We start from the raw sequence: 21,645 nt of genomic DNA, 5'->3' as shown, positions 1-21,645 counted from the left end.
TAGAAACATAGAAAAATCCCTCAAAGGTTACTACTTAGGGGTGAGGACATGAAAAGAAAGCTTCTGTACAATATATGTATAGAGGCTTTTTTTGTGCAACAGCTTCTGAAGAATTCCAAAGCACACAAAAAGATAGATTCTTTTTTATGCAGCAGGAGATCAGATTTTTGGGAGGGATCATATGAGAAAGAAATGGAGATCGTGGCTGAGGCAGGGGACGGCAGTCCTTCTTGCGGCTGCTATGGCGGCCGAGGGCGGTATGCCGGCATACGGTTATATCAAACCGAAAAGCGGCAGACAGACCGTAGCCGGAAATAACGGAACAGGGATCCAGGAGACGGAAGACTGGATCGAAACGTTTCCGAACGGTGTCTTTGCGTTTAAGGACAATGCAGTTTACTTAAAAGAGGGAGAGAAAAAAGAAAAGAAGCTCACGGTGTACCGTCTCGGCGGCCGGGATGGGGAGGCAACTGCCCATATTGCCCTGACACCTGCCGCGGCAGAGATGGAGGAAGATGGAGGAGAATTAAACACCGCGAACGCAGTGAGCTGGAACGATGTGAAGCTTAGGGTGGAGGATCCGGTCGATACCGAATGGATCGCGACCCCGAGCTCTGCGGAGGCTGCAAGAGTGACCTATACGGAGCTTGACACAGAGGCAGAGGACCCGTTTGGCACCTTGTTCGTTGACCTTACTTTTGCGGATGGTGAGTGGGTAAAAGATATCCTGATCTCCGCAGTGGATGATGATGAGCATGAGGCAGAGGAATTTCTTCTGGCTATGATCTATGACGCCTCCGGGGCAGAATTTAACGACTCCGCAAACCGTCTGACGGTATGCGTTACCGATAATGAAGAAGCGATCGACAGTGAGATCGGCTTTGAAGTATCGGATCTCCGTGTGGACCGGTCAGAGGGACAGGCACAGCTTGTCTTAAAACGCACCGGCGGCATCCGGTATGTGAGTAAGGTGGATTATTACACAGAGGATGGAACGGCAGAAGCCGGAAAAGACTATGTGAAGGCAGAAGGCAGCACCGGATTTGCGGGCGGGATCGATACGACGACGATCACCGTGGAGCTGATCAATGACGGGGAAGCTTCTCTTGATGAGGCGGACGATGTGACATTTTATGTCCATCTGCGGGATCCGAAGGCGGCGACACTGGCGGACGGTGGGGATACCATCGAAGTTTCCCTTTATAATACGAACAGTGCCGACAGGAAAAATCTTGCGACGCTGACCTACCTTCCGGATGCGGAGGATGCGTCAGACCGTCTTGTGATGAGTGATGAGGCGTTTGCTCCGGCAGAGGGCGATACCGTCCTGGCAGAGGTTGTTGAGAACGACGGGAAAACGGTGGAAGCACTCGATATTACGCCGGTTCTCGGTGACGCGGAGAGCCAGCCGATGACACGGACGTTCCTCTACGGGGATGCACTCCAGTTTGGAAGCAATCAAGGATCATGGAAGCAGTATGCCCGGATCGCCGGTTCGGCTCCGGGGGCATCTGACGATGTAAATGGATACGCAAACGCGGACTCCAGACGGAAGGAGGGAGAAGGAGGCTCCAACTGGTACTGGAAGTACGGAAGGTATGTGGATTCCGGTACAGATAGGGATAGGACAAATTTCACATTTTCCGACAACGGATGGAAGATCGCAACAAACAATACGATCTACGCGAGACTCTATATCGATCATCTGTATGATAAATATGAGTCACTCTATGTGGACAGTGACTATACATCCCACAAAAAAGCGGGAAAATACAATGCGACCTTTGCTTATGTCGGAAACCTGAATGATAAGTATCCGAAGGATATGGCCTATGGTGACGGACAGGACAATGTAAAAAGGTTTCTCAGAAATGAAGCCGCGGACAGCAATGTCATGTTCCGGAATGATGGTACCTTTATCTCGGAAAATTCCGGAAATTATAAGCGAAAAGCATTCTATCTCGGCGGACAGGCCGGATGCGGAAGTGATGCGAGGACATCAAACACGAAAGCAACCGTAAACCTGTGGCAGGCAGTGACAAGTGGAAGTGTGTCGTATGATACACTGAAAAACTACAATTATCTGTACATGCGTGTTGAGTCCCAGGCAAACAAGAACATTACCGGAAGACAGCAGATCAGGAATGCGTATTTAAAACGAAATGCGTTTACGGACAACCCGATCCTCCGGATCCATACGGCGGATGACCAGATGCTGGACGATCTTCGCAATTTTGGTTCCGATGCAAAGAGCGAAGCGGCGGATCGATTTATCCGGAACAAGCTTGCCCCGTCCGTCAGGATCGAGGACGGCGGTACGGATGAATGGGGAAATCTGTACGTAGGCAGCCGGCTGAAGCTGACGGAAAACAGCCAGAGCGGCATCTATAAGTTCCATGACACGGTACGTTTGATCGACTGCCGGAGCCAGAAGATCGTGAATACGGCAATGCCGGATGGAAAGTCAGCGTCGATCACATTACTGCGGAACGACAATGAGCTGACAAACAGAAATGATAATTACTATGTGGACGTTCCGTTAGACAGAACGCAGAATTTCGTCTTAAACTTTTCCGCATCCATCGATAAGGACAATGACGGAAATAAGACGGATGAGGAATATGAGTCCACAAAGTCCGGTCTGGAGAGCATGCTGAAACATGCAACGATCACCCAGGGCGTGTACGATAAGAATCTCACAGAAGGGACCCATAAATATTATAAGGACCGGACGGTTGCCTTAGAAGGTCTTACAGTAAAGGATAATACCTTCTTCCTGACCGGTGTGAAGAACTTAAAGTCCGTTAATTTCCATCTGAAGCATGACGATGTGATCCTGTTCAATGGTGAACTGTATCAGGGCGACGAGGAGATCCCGGTAAGTCTTGCGGAGCTTTCCATGCCGACGCTGGAATTCCAGTTTTACGATTACACTGTTCTTGGACATGTACGCACGATGGAGATCGGCAGTATCGCGGAGGCAGCTCTTTATGTAGACTATAATGAGAATGGTAAGGTCGATGTTACGCTGAATCCGGAGACAGGTCTCTATGAACTGGAGGAGGTAAACGGAAAGACAGATCTCTTCGTTCAGGCACTTGTGGATGACAGCTATGACATCGGAACCCTTGAACCGGTGGTCATCGAAGGAAAGACGTATGATCAGCTGGTATTTGTCCGCTACAATATGATCCCGCGCTGTTTGAGAGTTCCGCCGGGAGCTTCTGCAGATGAGACCTGCCAGATCGTTCCGAACTTTACGACGATCGTGACGAACGAGGAGCAGAAGTCACGTCTCACAAAGGAAATGCAGTCTTATCGCCAGATCAACGGCGGCGATACGATGACACAGAAGGTCTATACGGAAAAAGCTTCGGTAGGCTATGTTTCCTTCCCGCTTGGCGGTGATTATAATCCGGCAGATTATAACGGAAACACAGGTAAGAATGCATATGTCTGGAATCCGAAGTGGCACGGAGCGCTCTTAAAGGCTTTTGAGAACCCGGGCGAGATCCGGCTGGATGATACGATGATGACCACGGACCAGTATCCGGCGGCAACGGAGAAGGACCAGATCAATGCGTATCTCGGAAGCTTTCATGGAAATGATACATATGCGCTGACGATCCTTTACCGGGGTCAGCTGGAAAATTCCAGACTCGGAAGCTTTTATGCAAGACCGTCCAAGGGATCCTTCTCCTTCAATCAGGATGAGATGCCGGTGGTACAGGCGGATCCGGATATCGAGCAGTCCGGTCAGGGCTCAAATCTCTCAAAGACAGATCCGAAGATCAAGCTTCCGAACCTGAACCTTGGTTTTGGCCCGGCGGAGCTGATCATGGATGGTGATACCGTCGGATTTTCCATCGGTATTCCGCTTTACAGTAAGAAAACGGAAACCGAGTATGTGGAGAAGGGAAACAATCTTCCGAATTCCAAGGAAACGCCGAAGATCGAGAAGATCAGTAAGACAAAGACGGGAAATACCTTTACGGAATCCAGAGACGCATTAAATGACATGAAGAATGCGGTTGGATTTGGAGAAAAGGGGGAAAACGCGATCTCCCAGCTTCGCGACGCGGCAAACAGGAAATCGAATACCCAGACAACCGGAACATACGGTACGAACTATGTCAAACCACAGGGAAAGACCAGCGAGAAAGGCTTTGATCTTGCCCTCAATATGACCTTCCTGTGGAAATACAGCCAGATCAGCAACAAGTTTGAATTCCAGCAGGCCGCATTTCTTCTGGCGGCGGGCGGTTCTGTGAAGATGACGGTCTATCCGGAGCCTGTCCATATTGTATATGTGTTTGTTGTATTTGGCGCAGATCTTGAAGTCCAGACAGGGCTGGAGGTCGAGGAGTATACAAAGGCGGATGGCACAAGGGGAAGTAAGGTGATCTTCTCCGGTGTTGAGATCAGCCCGACGGTCTATATCGAGGCAGGCGGCGGTGTCGGCGTGGAGGTCGCAAATGTAGAGCTTTACCTGAAGTTCTCTGTGGCGATCGCAGCATCCTTTGGAACAAAAGACGCGGCAGCAAGCTTTGATAAATTTGTAACGACCGGTGCGGTCGGCATGAGGATCACACTTCTTTTCTTAAGCTATGAGATGGATCTTATCGGCTATGAGACTGGCTATGATAAGAGCCGATCTGATGACGGAGAGAACACATGGTTCTTCCGCTGGCATGCGCTTGGAGAGAATTTCGGCGGCGGGACAAGAAGTCTCATAAGATCGAGAAAGAGCATCGACGATGCCTACGAGGAACGTGGAATCCACATCCTATGGCCGGAGGATCGGGAATACGACCAGTGGATCTATGCGCCGGAGGACAATCTTCCTGATCCGTCCTCAAGAGCAATCCAGTTAAATGATATGCCGTTTGAGGTCAGCGGTTTCGGTTCTTCCGCCAGTGCCTATAAGCTGGCAGAAAATCTTGGAAGTGGTACAAGATACCAGCTTCTCACCTGGACGGACGCTCAGAGAGAGGACCATAACTACCTGCTCTATGTGATCAGCAAGAACCTGACTGACAACGATGAGGATCGCGACCACAACATGCAGGACAGCAAGCTTGTTCTTTCAGAGCTTGTATCAAAATCGGGAGCAGGAAATACGGGACTTGGCCTTGTAAATCCGTTTGATCCGGATGGCAGTGAGCTGTATGTCGTTGTAGACAAAGATCTCAGAGCTCCGGATGCAGCGGGGGATCTGGACTTTTACGGTTCTGTTGACAAGGACGGAACGCTCCATGTTTCATGGGTGAGCTATAAGGGAACAGGCCTGCTCCCGCCGAATGCGTCCCCGTCCAATGCAGCTTATTTCATGAGCCGGAATACGGTTGTAAAAACAACAAAGATCCGGCTTGGTGGAACATCCACGGATGAAGACTCTCGTGTGACAGAGATTGTCCGTGAATGGAACGAGAGCGAGCCGAACGGTTATCGTTTCCAGCCGGTATCTGCCGGGAATGACCTTGTGGTATTCTCTGAGGCACAGCCGTATGGAAATGAGGATCTGGATAACAGAAAAAAAGCGTATGACAAGTACTTTGATACAAGACACGGTCAGACGATCGACAAGGATACCAGAGAGGGCGAGGGAGATCCCCATGCGGCGGCGAATGCGGCGGTAAACTACGACATCGACCGCGTATACGGCGATTATTCCTTCCTGAACTTTGCGGTCGCAAGCTCCTCAAATGCATCTGAAAACTGGAAGATCTATGCGGCAAGCCCGTCCGACGCATGGAAGGAAAACCATACGAGGATCGACAGCATCGTGATGCGGAAAGCGGATGATAATGGTACCTATTATCTCGCGTACAGCACGACCGGAGTTCAGATCGACGGAAGCAATGAGAAGAGCAGCGTAAAACAGCTTTTCCTGCAGAAGATCACACTTTCGGAAGATGACAGGGAACCGGAGATCGGTACCCCGGTACTGTTATACACCCTGATCGATAATGACAAGGATTCCGAGAAGGACGGTATTTACGAGGGCGGAGCTCTCAAACAGCCGTTTGAGAATCCGTACTTTACAAACCTGAACTTCCTTCATGGGGCACTTCATATGTCTGCTGACGGAACTGCTTTGGAGGCGGAAGATTTCTTCCTCTTTGGCATGAACGGAAATACGTATGTGATCGATGAAGAGGATGTGAAGTCCCTGTTGGGCGATGGAACCGGCGGAGCAGTAACAGTGATCCCGTTCTTTACGCCGTCCCTGTATCAGGATTCCGATGGAAATGAGAGACAGGAGGCGGATGTCCGCTCCGATGTGATCATTGGCGCAGACGGAGACGGAAATCTCTCTGCGGTCTATACGGATACCGTGGCAGATACGGTGAATAACGCGCTGTACATCAGCCGTTATGACGCATCCATCGGGTCCTGGGGCGCGCCGGTCATGCTGGCGATGAACCACATGCAGGTCTATGAGGATACTGCAGGAAGCGGACTGGATCATGAGACGATCCGGGACTATTATTTCGATGAAGTCCACAAGGGCGGCATGGACCGGTTTATCTTTGCGGCACCAGCGATCGCTCTCGGACAGAAAAAGTTCGCGGCAGTGATCACTCCTGACACCGGAGAGGATGAGAATGGCAGCGATGCCGGTATCCAGACAGGAGAAAACGGCGGTGCGGAAGGAACGGATCTTTTACAGGATGAAAAGGCGGCAACGCTTCTGATCGTGACGAAGGGAACCCTGACGGAGCTTATAAAGGCAGAACCGTATGAGAATCGTTATGGCAAAGAGGTGAAGGAGATCGTTCCGGCGACAAGAAATGGCCGGATGGCATCCGATACCGGCTACTATGCGATTTCTTATGGAATCGGAAACCAGAAGATCGGGGAAGCTTCCCTGAAATTTGACTCCTACAATTTCGTGGAGGGCGCATGCCTGACACCTCAGATCTCTTTCCGGAACAGCGGAGATACGGCGATCCGTGCGAGCGAGGCAAATCCTGCAACCATCAGACTTATGGCAGCGAAGCTTAACGAGGATGGTTCCGTAAACGGAGAGGCGAAGGAGCTCATGAGCTGGACGGTGAAGGAGAATATCCTCGCAGGCGCGAAGGCAGATACCTCGGAGCTTGTGGATGCGTCCGGTCTGAAAGCCCAGACGAAAGCACTTCCGGCAGGGATCGATGAGATGACCCTGTACTTTACGGTCGCGGAGGATCAGAGCTATTTCCTTGAAAACGCGTTCTCCTGGAGCTCGATCGGAACGGCAAATGCAAGCTATGTTGTCGGGAAAAAACCGGAGCTTGGCTTTGGCTATCTGAAGGTCGGAGCGGAAGGTCACACGACGATCACGACAAGAAGCCGGACAAGGGCGGCGGGAGAGCCGACGGTTGAGGTTTATGCGGATATGCAGATCAACAATACCGGTACGGAAAACGCTGAGGGTCTGAAGATCAAGGTCGAGTATTCGAAGATCGAGGAGAAAGCCGGTGTTGAGGAGACGGTCTGGTATCCGGTCGATACAGAGGGAGAAGCCCTGATCGCCGGACCGGAGTGGAAGCTTGACAAGGCAACCTCTCTCTTCAGCCTCTTTAGAAGGAGCGCCGGCAGCGATGGAATCTTTACTCTGAAGGATCAGGACGGACATGCGGTCAACACCCTGAGCGCAAGATCCGCGATCAATGTGACAGGAACCATGAAGCTTCCGGTTTCCTGCTACGATGAGAAGGACCCGACAAAGTCCATGAATCTCAGATTTACGATTCTTGCCGGGGACGAGGCAGAGGGCTATGAGTACACAACCGACAATAACAGCCTTTACAGAAGTCTGGAGCCGGTCAGCCTCTTTGAGGTTCCGGATACCTTAAACCTGATCCTTGGAAATACCGTGGAGATCCCGGTGGGAATCAGCAATACAAGAGTGACGGAGGAACCGTCCGTGACGGTCCGTGAGGTCAGCGGTGCTGACGGAAGTGAGGAGAAGTATCTTGGAAGTCTCTTCTACAATGCGGATACAAAGAAGCTTACCATCACACCGGAGAAGACGGGAACCGGAATCATCCGGATTGCAGATCTGAAAACAGGTTCGTTTACCGATATGGCATTCGCTGTCAACACAGAGGGTGTCAACATCGTGACAACAAACCCTGCACTGACATTCACGGATGGAAAGGAACCGTTCCGGGATGAGACCTCCTACAGCACCTTCACAGATGTATTCCCGTACATGAGAGACACCTGTAAGGGATATCAGGATGGAACATTTACATTCGAAACCTTTGCGGACAACATGGATCTCTACTTTAAAGGAAAGGTAAAGGTTGCGATCCGCGGAAATGATTTCGGCTTTATCGAGACGGAATATGAGAGCGACAGCTTCTTCAATCCGGTTGCGGTGAACTTTGGAAACCATGAACTGAAAAAGTGCAGGGTGGAAGTCACAGTTACCGGTGAGATGACAGAATTCGATAAATATGTGGAATTTTATGGACCGCGTGGACTTGATTCCGATAAGAATCTTCAGGAGGAGATCGAAAAGAATAAGGATACGGCGAAGCCGAAGATCCTGTACGGAAAGAGTATCCCGGAAGCCGGCACGGTAAAGACCGGTGAGACGATCCTGTTCCCGGTATGGTTTGCGGACAATACGGGAATCCAGGCGGCGACGATTGACGGAAAGACAGCAGATCTCGTATCCAATACCGGAAATCGGCTTGCAAAATCCGAGCTTTCGATCAATAAGAACGGAACGTATCAGATCCTTGTCCGCGATGCGGCGGGACTTGAGACAGTGGAGACGCTGCGGGTCGACTGGTTTGATGAGAATGGAAAACTCACGAATGATTCCTGGCCGGAGGGCACCGTGAAGATCACGGATAAGGACGGAAAGGAACCGGTAGACGGAGAAAAGCTGGATGAGGGCAATGCGTATCTTGTATACACAAGCTCGGATGCAACCGATACTGCAAAGGTATCTGAGCTGGAGCTTTCTTCTAAAAAATCGATTACTGAGAAGCAGGTTTTGGCAGAACAGGAGGATCCATATCAGTTTGCACTTGCGAAAAATGGACTGTATATTGTCCGGTCCACAAATCGTGACGGGCTTACGCAGCTGCAGATCATTCCTGTGGCAGACATCGATCTTGAGAAACCGGTTGTAAATGTCATGTGGATCAAGAAAGACGGCGAAGATAAGATCTACATGGAAGTGGTTGCTCCTGACTCTGAGGAAGAGAAGAAAAAGGTTACCTGGGAACTTGTAGAGAGCGACGATCCGGATAGAGGTGCGGATGAGATCCGGTTGAGTCAGAGTGATGATCCGACGGATTATATCCAAAATTACATCAAGATTCCGGATGAGGTCAAAAATTACTTTATTCTCAGGGCAACGACCGCTGACGGAAAGAAAACAGCACAGAAAGTTTATGATAACCAGGCGAAGCTTCGAAACATCGAATTTTCGTCAACAGGTCTCACCTGGGGAACCGAGTTCACACCGGAGATCACAAGCTTTCGCATCAATGTAGGAAAGGATCAGGACGGAAATCCTGTGATCCCACAGATTGAGAAGGCGGAAAGCCTGACAGGACGGGGAACCGTTACGATCCGTCAGGCAGAAGCTTCGCAGGATAAGCGGACGGCAGAGATCACGGTGAAAGAAAATGGAAAGACAAATGTTTACACGTTCCGCTTTACCGTAGATGGATGTACCTGTGGATTTGACGGACTTACGATCGCCGGGGAAGACGATCAGACGATCGAGACGGATAAAGACACCGTGGAGATCCCGCTGGAGCCGAAGGCGGAGCGGAAGACCTGTGATGTTGCCGGACATATGGCAGCGCCGCTGACTTACACGTATGAGATCCTTTCCGGTGCGGATATTGCGTCTGTGGATCAGGATACGGGAATCCTCACTGTGAAGGATCAGGGCGATGTGAGAGTGAAGGTCACAGCGACAAGTGCTTTTGCGGGCAGCATGTCGGAGGAGAAGGAATTCCATGTGACGAAGCTCTGCGAGGCGAAGGTAGTGAATTATCATGGCGGAACTGTAACGCAGGAGAGCCAGGTATTGAAGAAAGGGGAGATATTTGAATCAGAGGCATCCGAAGGAAAGGGCTTTGTATTCCTCGGGTGGAGAATTGCCGGAACAGACGGAAATTATCTGAGCACGGATAAAAAGCTTTCGATGACCATGGAACAGTCCACAGAGCTGGAAGCAGTCTTCCGGGATGTGGAGGATCCGACCGGTGAGCTGATACTCGGGGAGAATTCCTGGAAGTCATTCTTAAATAAAGTGAGCTTCGGTCTCCTTTTCCAGGAGGATGTGGAGGTTGAGATCATTGCGGATGACAACGACCATGTCGCTTCCATCGAGCACTACGAGTACAAGGTGCCGGAAGGAACCGGAAAAGAAGTGGAAGGGCTTACAAGAGAAGAGCTGGCGAACGTGGAATGGAAAGACTGGGCATGGGCTGACATTGAAGCGGATAGCAAGTCCATCGTCTACGCGAGAATCACCGATGACGCAGGAAACTACATTATCATCAACAGCCAGGGAATCATCGTGGACAGCACCGGGCCGAAGATCGAGCAGATCTCGGCGAGCAGAACGAAGCGCGTGCCGTATGAGATCGGTATCAGGATTCTGGATGATCTGACGGATGTCACGAAGGTGACTTACATGACAGACACGAAGGTGGAGAAGGAACTGACGCTGACAGACGGCGAGGCGAAGATCATGCTGTACCATTCCGGAAAGTACGATGTTGTATTCAAGGCGTGGGATGAGCTCGGAAATGAGAGCACACTTACGATTCCGGTAGAACTCGCAAGAGGAAACGGCGGCGGCTCAACGAAGCCGAATTCCGGCTCCGGAACGGTCCGCAGAAAGAGACTCATGAAGATGGACGGCACGCTGGCGCGCAATGAGTGGGTATTTAAGAACGGTTTCTGGTATTACGGTGACGCAGACGGATACACGCACATCGGATGGCTGCTCGATGCATCCGGACACTGGTACTATCTGGACACAGACGGAAGAATGGCGACGGGTTGGAGATCCGTGAACGGAAAGTGGTATTATCTGGATGCGGACGGAAGAATGGCGACAGGCTGGAGATCCGTAAACGGAAAGTGGTATTATCTGAATGAGAACGGAGATATGGCAGCGGGCTGGATCTTTGTGAACGGAAGATGGTACTATCTGAACGCGGACGGAGATATGGTGATCGGCTGGATCCTTGTGAACGGGGTCTGGTATTACCTGAATCCGATGGCAGGAGTCCTTGATCCGGGTGGAAATCCGATACCGGAGGGCGCAATGTACGTAAGTGCTGTGACGCCGGATGGCTATCGTGTCGGAGTCTCCGGGGCGCTGATCGGAAGATAACAGACAGCGGCAGATATCGAAAATGATATCTGCCGCTGTTTTTATGTGCTTTATCTAAGTTAGATAAGATCCCACCTTTTTCAGGTGGTAGTAACAGCAAATTCGTCTCAGTAGAAATCCGGTTTTCGACTGAGACGAATTTGTATTTAGAAGCTTATGGTATGTAGATTACAACCGGCACTTATTGACACGCTTGGAAGAAAGTTCTTCCACCTTCTTTAATGTCTTCGCCAGATTCGGATCCACATATTCCTCCTTTTCAAGGTTTTTCTGAGCTGTGGAAAGCATCAGCTTGATACGGTTTAACTGGTTTACCTCACTGGCGCCCGGATCATAGTCGACGGCGATGATGTTTGCCTTGGGGTTCGCGTAGCGAAGCTCCTTGATGACACCTTTTCCGACGATGTGGTTCGGCAGGCAGCCGAAAGGCTGGACGCAGACGATGTTGTTGACACCGCTCTTGATGAGCTCCAGCATCTCACCGGTCAGGAACCAGCCCTCACCGGTCTGGTTTCCAAGGGAGACAAAGCCGTTTGCCATCACTGCCAGATCCTTGATCCTTGAAGGCGGAGTGAAGTGAGTGCTCTTTTCAAGAGCAATTCTTGCGGCCTTTCTCATGTACTCGAGAAGGGAGATCGCCATGTTGCAGAGATGCGCCGTGGAGCGCTTCATTCCCAGATTATCTGCCTTGAAGTTGCTGTTGTAGAAGCAGTAAAGCAGGAAATCCATGAGATCCGGCATTACCGCCTCAGCGCCCTCGGACTCTAAGAGCTCCACGATATGGTTGTTGGCGGTCGGTGAGAATTTGACGAGGATCTCTCCGACGATTCCGACCTTCGGCTTGTGGACATTCGTGCGCTCTAAGTTATCGAAGTCGTGGATGATGCCGCGGATATTCTTCACAAAGGTCATCATTCCGGCGCTCTTTGTGGAGAGCGCTTTGACACAGATCTTCTTCCACTTCTCGTGGAGAGCGTCTGCGGAGCCTGGAACGGCCTCGTAAGGTCTTGTAGCGTAGAGAACACGCATAAATACATCACCGTATACAACAGCCTGAAGAGCCTTCACAAGCATGGACGGCGTGTAGGTGAAGCCCGGGTTCGTCTCCATACCGTTCGCGTTGATGGAGATGACCGGGATCTGCGCCATACCGGCTTTTTCCAAAGCGCGGCGGATAAATCCGATGTAGTTCGACGCACGGCAGCCGCCTCCGGTCTGGCTCATGAGGACGGCCGTGTGATCGAGATCATACTTTCCGGACAGCAGGGCATCCATGATCTGTCCGATGACGATCAGGGACGGGTAGCAGGCGTCGTTGTTTACATATTTCAATCCCGTATCCACGGCTGTCTTGTCATCGTTCTGGAGAACGACGAGGTTGTAGCCGAAGCTGCGGATCGCCGGTTCGATGAGCTCGAAGTGGATCGGGGACATCTGCGGGCATAGCAGCGTATAGTTCTTTTTCATCTCCTTCGTGAAGATTACGCGGTTGTAGGAGCTGGACACGATATTTCTCGTGTAGCGGCGCTCCTCACGGACGCGGAGAGCGGAAATCAAAGAACGGATACGGATCCTTGCGGCTCCGAGGTTGTTGACCTCATCGATCTTTAAGACCGTATAGATTTTACCGGATCGGGTGAGAATATCACTGACCTGATCGGTGGTCACGGCGTCGAGACCGCAGCCGAAGGAGTTTAGCTGGACGAGATCCAGGTTATCCTGTGTCTTTACAAAGGCCGCCGCCGCATAGAGGCGGGAGTGGTACATCCACTGGTCGGTAACGACGAGCGGGCGCTCCACCTTTCCTAAATGGGATACGGAATCCTCCGTGAGGACAGCGAAACCGTAGGAGGTGATCATATCGGCGATGCCGTGGTTGATCTCCGGATCGATGTGGTACGGACGTCCCGCAAGGACGATACCGTGTTTTCCGGTATCTTTTAAGTACTGTAAGACTTCCTCGCCTTTCTTCTCCACATCGGTTCTCGCCTGGGCGAGTTCATTCCAAGCCTTTTTAGCGGCCTTCTTCGTCTCGGATTCCGGAATATCGAATTCCTTCTTAAAGACTTCCTGAAGCTGCCTGGAAAGGATCTCTTCGCTTGTGAACGCCATGAACGGATTTAAGAACTTCACGTTCTTTTCTTTTAATTCCTCCATGTTGTTCTTGATGTTCTCCGAATAGGAGGTGACCATCGGGCAGTTGTAGTGGTTTCCGGCTCCCGGAACCTCTTTCCGCTCGTAAGGAATACATGGATAGAAGATAAACGGCACATCGCGTTTGATGAGCCAGGAAATGTGACCGTGGGCAAGCTTTGCCGGGTAACATTCAGACTCACTCGGGATCGTCTCGATGCCCAGCTCGTAGATCTGGTGGCTGGACTGTGGGGACAGCATCACGCGGAAGCCGAGCTCCTTAAAGAAGGTTGCCCAGTACGGGAAGTTCTCGTACATGTTGAGAACCCGCGGGATTCCCACAACGCCGCGGGTCGCCTTGTCGGCTGTCAGCGGCTCATAGTCGAAAAGTCTGTGATACTTCCATGTAAAGAGATTCGGGATGTCACGTTTTGCCTTTTCCACGCCGAGACCGCGCTCACAGCGGTTTCCGGAAATATACTGACGTCCCCCCTCGAACCGGTTGATGGTCAGGACACAGTGGTTTACGCATCCGCGGCAGCGGCTCATGGTGGTCGTGTAGGTCAAATTGATCATATCGTCCAGAGAGAGCATCGTCGTCTCATGGGGACGGTGCATGTAGCGCTCACGGGCGATCAGTGCCGCACCGAAGGCACCCATGATACCTGCGATATCCGGGCGGACGGCATTGCAGCCGGAGATCCGCTCGAAGCTTCGGAGGACTGCGTCATTGTAGAAGGTTCCGCCCTGTACAACGACGTTCTTTCCGAGGTCGCCGGCGGAAGTGATCTTGATGACCTTAAACAGGGCGTTCTTGATCACAGAGTAAGCGAGGCCTGCGGAGATATCCGCAACGGAAGCGCCCTCTTTCTGCGCCTGTTTTACGTTGGAGTTCATGAATACGGTACATCTCGTTCCGAGATCCACGGGGTTCTGGGCAAAAAGTGCCGCCTTTGCGAAATCCTGAACGCTGTAGTTTAAGGATTTTGCGAAGGTCTCGATGAAGGAACCGCAGCCGGAAGAACATGCCTCGTTGAGCTGGACACTGTCCACGGTGCCGTCCTTGATGCGGATACATTTCATATCCTGACCACCGATATCGAGGATGCAGTCTACGGACGGATCGAAGAATGCCGCCGCGTAGTAGTGGGAGATCGTCTCGACCTCGCCCTCATCCAGCATGAAGGCCGCCTTTAAGAGGGCCTCGCCGTAGCCGGTGGAGCAGGAGTAGGCGATCTTCGCGCTGTCCGGAAGCAGGGACTTGATCTCCTTTATGGAAGAGATCGCGGTTGCCAACGGGCTTCCGTTGTTGCTGCTGTAAAAGCTGTAGAGCAGGGAACCGTCCTCGCCGACGAGTGCCACCTTCGTTGTGGTGGAACCGGCATCGATTCCTAAGAATACATTTCCCTCATAGGTGGCGAGGTCACCGCGGCGGACCTTGTACTGGTCATGGCGGTCGGTGAATTCCTTATAATCTGCCTCATCCTTAAATAAAGGCTGCATTCTCTTTACTTCAAATTTCATCTTGATGCCGCCGGAAAGATCTGCGATCAGCTTGTCAAGAGAGAAGATCTCCGCGCGATCCTTCGCATTCATGGCAGCGCCGACGGCAGCGAAAAGATGGGAATGGTCCGGGGCGATGATCGCATCACCGGTTAAATTTAAGGTGCGGATAAAGGCGTTTCGAAGCTCCGGTAAAAAGTGCAGCGGACCGCCGAGGAACGCTACGTTTCCGCGGATCGGTTTTCCGCAGGCAAGACCGCTGATGGTCTGGTTCACAACCGCCTGGAAAATAGAGGCTGCAAGATCCTCACGGGTCGCACCGTCGTTAATCAGCGGCTGGATATCGGACTTTGCGAACACGCCGCAGCGGGCAGCGATCGGGTAGATCGCCTTATAATTCTTTGCATATTCATTCAGACCGGCAGCATCCGTCTGTAATAAGGAAGCCATCTGGTCGATAAAGGAACCGGTACCTCCGGCGCAGATCCCGTTCATACGCTGGTCGATTCCGCCTGTAAAGTAGATGATCTTCGCGTCCTCGCCGCCAAGCTCGATGGCGACATCCGTCCGCGGAGCATAGTCCTGAAGTGCGGTCGCAACCGCTACGACTTCCTGGACAAATGGAATATGTAAGTAACCCGACAGAGTGAGTCCGCCGGAACCTGTAATATTGGGCCGTAAAGAGAGTTCACCGAGTTCTCCCTTACACTTTTTCAGAAGCGAGGCCAGGGTTTCCTGGATATTGGCGTAATGCCGCTCATAATCCGCGAATAAAATTTTGTTGTTGTCGTCGATCACGGCAACTTTTACAGTAGTGGAACCGATATCGATTCCAAGACGATAGCATTGATTCATACGAGCGGGGAGTTCTCCCCATACCTCCTTTTCAACAGAAAAAAACGAGCCGTCCGCAAAAAGCAGGCAGCCAGCCGGAATGCGGGCATCAACATGCCGAACCGTTCAGCCATACAATTTTCTGCCGAAATCGGCACATAGCTGAACTGTTATGTCAAAATTCCGCACCTAGTATAACACATTAAAAAAGGAAATACAATTGACGGAACTGGCATCTTGAGGTTAAAAACGGTTAAAATTCTGTAAAGAATGTGTAAAGATTTTAGAAGAATGCGTTGAGGGGATGGATAGACATTCCAGTAACGATATCATAAAGCGTTTGACAAAAGAAACGGTTGGGAATTATAATACGGGGCGTAGGAGAAATAGATATTTCTATTAGGAAAGGAAAGCTTCAATGAATTTTATGAACAAGATGGAGCGGAAATTCGGACGGTACGCGATTCCGAATCTCATGTATTATATCGTGATCCTGTATGCGGTGGGCGTACTGGTCCAGATGATGGCACCGGCATTCTACATCCAGTACCTGATGCTGGATGCGAGGGCGATCCTTCACGGACAGATCTGGCGAGTTGTTACATTTATGATCTGGCCGCCGTCTGGCAGTCTTTTCTTCAACCTGATAGCGATCTACCTTTACTACAATCTGGGAATGACTCTGGAGCGGGTTTGGGGAACCTTCCGGTTTAATGTGTACTTTTTTATGGGTGTGATCGGTCATGTCCTTGCGGCGCTGCTGATCTACATCATTACAGGGCAGGTCTATATTCTCACCACAGATTATCTGAACTTTTCCCTGTTTTTTGCATTTGCGGCCACATTCCCGGAAATGCAGTTTTACCTGTTTTTTGTACTTCCGATCAAGGCGAAGTATCTGGCACTTTTTGATGGACTTTACTTCGTCTATGGATTCCTTTTCGGCGGCATGTCGCAGAGAATTGCGATCGTTATGTCTTTACTTAATTTTATCGTATACCTCTTCATGTCCAGGGGGAGCCGTCTGAATCCAAAGGAAATTCGGAGAAAACAGGTCTTTCACTCACAGATGCGCGAGGCGCAGAAGACAGCGGAAAAGATCGGACGCCACCGCTGTGCTGTTTGCGGACGTACGGAGGAGGACGACCCGAATCTTGTATTCCGCTACTGCTCCAAGTGCGAAGGCGACTATGAATACTGTCAGGACCACCTGTATACCCACAAACATGTAACAAAAGGCGGGATGGATCCAAGACAGGCAAACAGCAATCAGGAGGCATAACATGAAGAAAACAAAAATTATCTGTACCATGGGACCGAACAGCGATGACAGAGAGGTCATGAAACAGCTGCTCTTAAACGGAATGGATGTTGCCCGTTTTAACTTCTCCCATGGAACGCACGATGAGCAGAGAGCCCGCTACAAACAGCTCCGCGAGGTTGCGGAAGAGGTTGGAAAACCGGTAGCAGCTCTTCTTGATACAAAGGGACCGGAGATCCGTACCGGTGTTTTAAAGGACGGAAAGAAGGTAACCCTGACAGCAGGCGAGGAGATCATCCTTACAACAGAGGATATCGTCGGTGACGCAAAGAGAGTCCACATCAACTACAATGGCTTAAATGAGGACGTAACAGAGGGCAACGTGATCCTGATCGATGACGGCCTGATCGAGCTTCATGTTGAGCGTGTTGAGGGAACCGAGATTTACTGCAGGATCATGAACGGCGGCGAGCTTGGAGAGAGAAAGGGCGTAAACGTCCCGAACGTAAAGATCAAGCTTCCGGCGTTAACAGATAAAGATAAGGAAGATATCCGTTTCGGTATCGAGCTTGGGTTCGACTATATCGCGGCTTCCTTCATCCGTTCCGCAGACGCGATCCGTGAGATCCGCCAGATGTTAGACGAGGGAGGTTCCTCAATGGGAATCATCGCGAAGATCGAGAACGCTGAGGGACTTGAGAACCTTGACGAGATCATCGAGGCCAGCGACGGAATCATGGTAGCCCGCGGTGACCTGGGTGTTGAGATCGCACCGGAGAAGCTTCCGCATCTTCAGAAAATGATGATCAAAAAGTGCAGCGCCGCATGTAAGGTCGTTATCACAGCGACCCAGATGCTGGATTCCATGATCCGTAACCCGAGACCGACCCGTGCGGAGGTTTCCGACGTTGCGAACGCTGTATATGACGGAACAGACGTCGTTATGTTATCCGGTGAGACTGCAAATGGTAAATATCCGGTCGAGGCATTAAAGATGATGGCTCATATCGTTGAGGAGACCGAGTCCCATATGAGCGGTGATTTCTACGAGAAGAGAACCGTATCCGATGATAACCGCCACAATATTTCCAATGCGGTGAGCTATGCGTCCGTCGCAACGGCACAGTCCCTTGATGCAGCGGTTATCATCGCGCCGAGCATCAGCGGCTACACGGCGAGAATGCTTTCCAAGTGGCATCCGTCAACAAAACTTGTGGGAATGTCCCCGAGTATCTCTGCAGTCCGAAAGATGATGCTCTACTGGGGTGTAACTCCGTTCCAGGCAAAGAGAGCGGAATCCACTGACACTTTAATTGAGAACAGTATTGACATTTTAAAAGAGAATGGTATTGTAAAAACAGGCGATATCGCGGTCGTGACTGCGGGAGTTGTGGATTATGCGAGAAGACATGAGCCAGCGGCTTCCACCAATATCATGCGTGTAGTAAATATCGACTAAAAGAAAGAGTCCGGCCTGCCGGGCTTTGCACCGGGCGCGGCTGTCTGTAGTGCATGGTGTATACAGCACAGGATCGAGCGTCTCAGGGTGCGGAATATATTGACTGATAAGGAGAGAACGTACATGGAGAAGAAACCGTTTGTAACGAAGGAACAGCTGGAAGAGATCGCAAAGACCTATCCGACTCCTTTCTATCTTTATGATGAAAAGGGAATCCGTGAGAATGCGATGAAATTAAAGGAAGCATTTTCCTGGAATAAAGGCTTCAGAGAGTATTTTGCAGTAAAGGCAACCCCGAACCCGTTCATCTTAAAAACATTGCAGGAGCTTGGATGCGGAACGGACTGTTCCTCAAAGACAGAGCTTCTGATGTCCGATGCATGCGGTTTTTCTGGTCATGACATCATGTTCTCTTCCAACGATACCCCGCCGGAAGAGTTCAAACTGGCTTACGACCTCGGCGCGATCATCAATCTGGACGATTTCACTCATATCGAGTGCCTCGAGAAGACCATCGGAACGATTCCGGAGACGATCTGCTGCCGCTTCAATCCGGGTGGATTATTCAAAGTAGCGACCGATATCATGGATAACCCGGGAGATGCGAAGTATGGCATGACGGAGGCCCAGATCACGGAGGCTTATAAGATCTTAAAGGCAAAGGGCGCGAAGAACTTCGGTATCCACGCGTTCCTGGCAAGCAACACCGTAACGAACGAGTACTATCCGATTCTCGCGAAGATCCTCTTTGAGCTTGCTGTGAAGTTAAAGAAGGAGACCGGCGCTGATATCAAGTTCATCAACCTCTCCGGTGGAATCGGTATCCCGTACAGACCGGATCAGGAGCCGAACGACATCAAGGTCATCGGCGAGGGCGTAAGAAAGGTTTACGAGGAAGTTCTCGTTCCGGCAGGAATGGGCGATGTGGCGCTCTTCACAGAGCTTGGCCGCTTCATGCTGGCTCCGTACGGTGCGCTTGTCACAAGAGCGATCCATGAGAAGCACACTTACAAAGAGTATATCGGTGTGGATGCCTGCGCGGTAAACCTGATGCGTCCGGCAATGTACGGCGCTTACCACCACATCACTGTGCTGGGCAAGGAGAACGAGCCGTGTGATCACAAGTACGATGTGACAGGCTCCCTCTGCGAGAACAACGATAAATTCGCGATCGACCGCATGCTCCCGAAGATTGATATGGGTGACCTTTTATTCATCCACGATGCGGGTGCACATGGATTCGCGATGGGTTACAATTACAACGGAAAGTTAAAGAGCGCAGAGCTTCTCCTCAAGGAGGACGGCAGCGTTCAGATGATCCGCCGTGCAGAGACTCCGAAGGATTACTTTGCTACATTTGATTTCTGCGATATTCTTAAGAATGTCAGAAACGTGTAAGGGAAAAAAGAAAAGCCTGATCATATGAGATGGTGTGCGGCCGGATCCATGCCGGCGGGCAGGATCTGAAAAATGACAGGCGGTCAGTTAAAAGAAAAAAGAGGCGGTATGGTTCCTGGTGAACGGTACCGTCTCTTGTTGTTTACGCGAAATTGGGACCGATTTCAGGTGACCGCATGGGCAATAGAGAATCATGCTTTGTCTTGTGGGTGTCAGGTCTGCCAGAACAAAAAGATATGAAAAAACCCTGTACATCTCGTACAGGGATTCATCATTTAGGATTTCAATTTCAAAAAGGTTTAGGATAAAGGATTTAAAATATCTCGTGCATTTCTTATGGTTAAAGTATAGCACACCGGGCCGGAAAATGATTGTATATTCTTTGAATGAATTATTAAGATTTCTTTAAGATTTGACCGTAATTCTGAAGAATGTGGAAAACAAAGAAAAGACAGGGAATGCTGTCAGAAGATATGCACAGACCGGAAAGCGGCAGGGCGCACAAAACAGGCAGACAGAATATTTTATAAGTAAGAGAGAATGCATGGAGGAATCCTGCATGTGAATCATATCAAAGATCAGATCCATTGTGAGCGCGCATATCGGATGGGGCTTTCCGGGAAGGGGATCGGCGTGGCCGTTCTGGATACCGGGATCTTTCTTCACCGGGATTTTGACAGCCGGGTGACCGGTTTCGCGGATATGGTGAACCGGCGGAATTTTGCGTATGATGACTGCGGGCATGGGACGCATATTTGCGGGATCATCGGCGGCAGCGGGCGAATGTCCGGCGGGCGGTACAGCGGGATCGCACCGGGGTGTAATCTTATCATGGTGAAAGTCCTGGACCGAAAAGGAAATGGCTATTCTTCGGATGTTCTGGCGGGGATCTCCTGGGTTCTGGAGAGAAAGGAACAGCTTGGCATCCGGATCTTAAATATATCGGTGGGCGCCTGCTCGAAACGCGGGATGAGTGAGAATTCCGCCCTCGTGAAAGGCGTGAACCGGGCATGGGACGCCGGGCTTGTGGTCGTGGTGGCGGCCGGAAACAATGGGCCGCGGACCATGAGCATCACGACGCCGGGGATCAGCCGGAAGGTGATCACGGTCGGCTGTTCGGACGATGACCGGGAGGTACTGGTCGGTGGAAACCGGATGGTGGATTATTCCGGCCGCGGCCCCACGGCGGCCTGCATCTGCAAACCGGATCTCGTTGCACCGGGCTGCAGCGTTGTGAGCTGCTCCAGCAGAGCCGACAAGTATACGATCAAGAGCGGCACTTCCATGAGCACACCGATCGTCTCCGGAGCTGTCGCTCTTTTATTGGAACGCTTTCCGGACATGTCAAATAAGGATGTGAAACTGAGACTGCGGGAAAGTTCGGTGGATATCGGATTGCCGAGAAACCAGCAGGGATGGGGACTGTTGGATGTGGGGAAAATGCTTGAGAGATAAAGATAGCAAACGAAAACATATTGAAATGTTGTTGCGAGTATGTTATATTGTTTATAAAGAGGTGTCACCGATAGACGGGTGATCCTAGACATTAAGTAAAAAAATAACCGTTCGATTTGCTAGGTCGGGGCGGTTATTTTTTTGCATTTACAGTATCTTTTCCAAGCGTATACCCCAGTCCGAAACAAGCAAGACCGAAGCTCACGACCGCAATGAAATCAATAATGCTCATGGCAT

6 protein-coding genes are annotated in these 21,645 nt (G+C 50.9%); 5 read left to right on the top strand and 1 reads right to left on the bottom strand.

All coding sequences use genetic code 11. The features are described 5' to 3' along the window. The first annotated feature begins 181 nt into the window (after nt 1–181). Nucleotides 182–11,365, top strand: coding sequence for a Calx-beta domain-containing protein (locus GPK90_RS03540; protein WP_215702172.1), 11,184 nt, complete (start codon nt 182–184; stop codon nt 11,363–11,365). Between the two features lie 168 nt (nt 11,366–11,533). Here the strand turns inward: GPK90_RS03540 and GPK90_RS03535 are convergent, their stop codons facing one another. Then, nucleotides 11,534–15,856, bottom strand: a complete 4,323-nt coding sequence (locus tag GPK90_RS03535) for a 2-hydroxyacyl-CoA dehydratase (RefSeq protein ID WP_215702171.1) — start codon at nt 15,854–15,856, stop codon at nt 11,534–11,536. A 397-nt stretch (nt 15,857–16,253) separates the two neighbouring features. On the opposite strand from GPK90_RS03535, the gene GPK90_RS03530 reads away from it, so the two are divergent. The 4 genes from GPK90_RS03530 to GPK90_RS03515 all read left to right on the top strand — a co-directional run bounded on the left by GPK90_RS03530 (nt 16,254) and on the right by GPK90_RS03515 (nt 21,408). Beyond that, a complete protein-coding gene (locus tag GPK90_RS03530) occupies nt 16,254–17,117 on the top strand; it encodes a rhomboid family protein (protein ID WP_015552362.1) in 864 nt (287 codons plus the stop codon). 1 nt (nt 17,118) lies between these two features. Further along, nucleotides 17,119–18,555, top strand: coding sequence for a pyruvate kinase (pyk, locus tag GPK90_RS03525; protein WP_118530262.1), 1,437 nt, complete (start codon nt 17,119–17,121; stop codon nt 18,553–18,555). A 123-nt stretch (nt 18,556–18,678) separates the two neighbouring features. Continuing rightward, nucleotides 18,679–19,953, top strand: a complete 1,275-nt coding sequence (locus tag GPK90_RS03520) for a diaminopimelate decarboxylase (protein ID WP_215702170.1) — start codon at nt 18,679–18,681, stop codon at nt 19,951–19,953. 561 nt (nt 19,954–20,514) lie between these two features. After that, nucleotides 20,515–21,408 (top strand): S8 family peptidase, encoded by an 894-nt coding sequence (locus tag GPK90_RS03515; RefSeq protein WP_118298300.1) that lies wholly within the window; start codon nt 20,515–20,517, stop codon nt 21,406–21,408. The last annotated feature ends 237 nt before the right edge of the window (nt 21,409–21,645 follow it).

The organism is Clostridium sp. MCC344 (genome assembly GCF_018785365.1).
Classification (GTDB): domain Bacteria; phylum Bacillota; class Clostridia; order Lachnospirales; family Lachnospiraceae; genus Pilosibacter.
Note: the sequence above shows the minus strand (reverse complement) of the source record. Positions and strands in the feature narration are given on the sequence as shown.

What these genes read in the sequence shown, in the direction of transcription:
- GPK90_RS03535 (WP_215702171.1), bottom strand. Translation starts at nt 15,856, where the DNA reads ATGAATCAATGCTATCGTCTTGGAATCGATATCGGTTCCACTACTGTA.
- GPK90_RS03530 (WP_015552362.1), top strand. Translation starts at nt 16,254, where the DNA reads ATGAATTTTATGAACAAGATGGAGCGGAAATTCGGACGGTACGCGATT.
- pyk (WP_118530262.1), top strand. Translation starts at nt 17,119, where the DNA reads ATGAAGAAAACAAAAATTATCTGTACCATGGGACCGAACAGCGATGAC.
- GPK90_RS03540 (WP_215702172.1), top strand. Translation starts at nt 182, where the DNA reads ATGAGAAAGAAATGGAGATCGTGGCTGAGGCAGGGGACGGCAGTCCTT.
- GPK90_RS03520 (WP_215702170.1), top strand. Translation starts at nt 18,679, where the DNA reads ATGGAGAAGAAACCGTTTGTAACGAAGGAACAGCTGGAAGAGATCGCA.